The sequence below is a fragment of the Streptomyces sp. SPB074 genome (assembly GCF_000154905.1).
In the GTDB taxonomy this organism is placed as follows: domain Bacteria; phylum Actinomycetota; class Actinomycetes; order Streptomycetales; family Streptomycetaceae; genus Streptomyces.
On the sequence record NZ_GG770539.1, the window covers coordinates 5,136,832 to 5,137,803 of the forward strand.

1 protein-coding gene is annotated in these 972 nt (G+C 72.9%); it reads right to left on the reverse strand.

Annotated features, from left to right (window positions below; genetic code table 11):
- On the reverse strand, nt 1-707 hold a 707-nt coding region (locus tag SSBG_RS21720), incomplete at its 3' end, for a GDSL-type esterase/lipase family protein (protein WP_420790324.1).
- Between the last annotated feature and the right edge of the window lie 265 nt (nt 708-972).

Consider the following 972-nt stretch of genomic DNA (forward strand, 5'->3'; position numbering starts at 1 on the left):
TACTTCGCCGTGATCCGCTCGTAGGCGATCCGCGCCAGCGTGGCCTGGCCCGCGCGGCTCGGGTGGAACCAGTCCCAGCGGCTCAGCTCGCCCGCCGTGAAGCGCGTCGCGTGCGCGGCGCCGCCGTCGTCCCGGCACAGCCGGTCCTTCGCGCAGATGTCCCGGACGGTCTCGTTGTACTCGGCGACGCGCCGTTCGACCTGGTCCCTGCGCTCCGTCGCCGCCTTGTCCATGGCGTCTGGGTCGCTCAGCATCGAGGGGCAGATGCCGAGCTTCCACACCTCCTTGCCGAGGTCGCTCGTACGCCCCAGCTCCCACAGCCGCTTGAGGTCCGGGATGCTGGAGAAGTACACCCGGGCCCCCGGCGCCCGCTCGCGCAGCACACCGAAAGCCTTCTCGATGTCCGCGCGGTACTCCTTGACGGGCGTCATCGCGTCCACACTGGAGCGGCAGGCGTCGTTCGCGCCGATGAGGACCGTCACCAGGCCGGGGTCGTGCGCCGCCGCCGCCTTCATCTGGTCGGGCAGGGCCTCGACCCGCGCCCCCGACTTCGCGAGGTTCCACGCGTGGTCCTCGACGTCCGCGCCGCCGAGCAGCCGCCGCGCGAGCGAGTCCACGTCCTTCTCGGTCCCCGTCGACCACGACACGGCCGGGCAGTCGGCCAGCACCGAGCAGGCCTCGAAACCGGACGTGATCGAGTCGCCCACGGCCGCCACCGAGGAAGGCGCCCGGTCCCAGTCTTTTCTTTGCCTTCGTGGTCGCCGCCTCGCCGGGCGGGCCCGGCTGCCTCCGTAGGAGCCCCGAACAGGCCGGGAGCAGGGCGAGCAGCGCGGCGGCACCCGCCCCCTCTTTTTGTCGGGGCGGCGCGCCCACCGGGGCGGGGGAGAGCCTTACGGGCCGTGACCACCTTCCGCATACGCGGGCTCCTTCCTTCGGCACTACGGACCCGGGGGGCGTACGCCCCGGCGCCTC